The 1,029-nt window shown below is 69.0% G+C and carries 2 pseudogenes; both read right to left on the bottom strand.

The features are described from left to right. Positions 1 to 203: 203 nt before the first annotated feature. A pseudogene (locus F0Q45_RS28280) lies at positions 204 to 605 on the bottom strand (DISARM system helicase DrmA); the annotation flags it as partial. A gap of 236 nt (positions 606 to 841) precedes the next feature. After that, a pseudogene (locus tag F0Q45_RS28285) lies at positions 842 to 1,029 on the bottom strand (hypothetical protein); the annotation flags it as partial.

A 1,029-nucleotide genomic window follows, 5' to 3' on the forward strand; every position in this document is an offset into this window, starting at 1 on the left:
AAGCAGCGCAGCGCTTCCGCGTCGGCCGCAACATGATCCAGCCCCGCTTGTAATCGCTTGTGGGCCTGGCGCGCTTTGGATAACACCTCGTCGGCGGTCGGGCGCAGGTGCTCGGGCAGCTCGGCCGCGGCGGCCGCCTGACCCTGTAGCCAGCTTCGGTATCCCGCGACGAGCGGCACCAATCCGCGGCGTAACTCCTCAGGGGTGACGCGCGCCAGCTTGTCCATGGACAACAGTGCGTTCTCCACCGACCCGGCCCGGGTCTGCGGTGTCTCGGCGACCGGCAGCCATGTGGTCCACACCGCCGACGCGCGCCGCGAGCCGTTCTTCACCGACCAGTCCACCGAGCAGGTCCGCCCGATCGCATACTCCAACCGGTTGCGGTACTGCAGGTTCAGCCGGCGCACCTCCTCGTGGTACTCGGCGAGGTCTTGTTCCAGCACGTCGCAGACTGGCAGGAACACCTCGGCGCCGCCGGCGTCGACATACAACTTGGTCTGAAACATCCACAGCCCGATCGGGATTGGCATCGGTGTGGCGCGGTCGTTGCACAGCGCGATCTCGATGAGGACTCGCCCGGACGCCTGGTCGTTGTAGCGGTCCACGCGCAAGCAGATGGAGTCCCGCAGCGGGATGGTCGCGGTGCGGCCGGGGGCGAGGCCGGCCAGCGTGATGGTGCGGGCTTCCTCGACCGGGGTTCGCTGATAGTGCCGGATCGCACGCCCGGCCTTGGTCACCTCCCCGCTCTCGACGGTCTCGTAGGTTCCCCATGACGCGGTGACGGTGAACGACGCCAGCGCGGGCGGCACCTGGAACCGCAAACCCATTGAGGCCGGGATCATCATGCCCTGCTTGGGTGCGCGGTCCTGGGCGTCGTCGTCTTCGGTGTCGGCGTCGTTCTCGTCGGCCGCGTAGGCCGGCACCCCACCGCCCTCGGCGAGCGCCTCGGCGTCGGCACGGGCCTCGACCAAATCTCCCCGGTCGGCCTGGTCGTCGGCGTTGTCGTCGATGAGCGCAGCGCCGGTCAGC

It is taken from the genome of Mycobacterium simiae, from assembly GCF_008370645.1.
In the GTDB taxonomy this organism is placed as follows: Bacteria; Actinomycetota; Actinomycetes; order Mycobacteriales; family Mycobacteriaceae; genus Mycobacterium; species Mycobacterium simiae_A.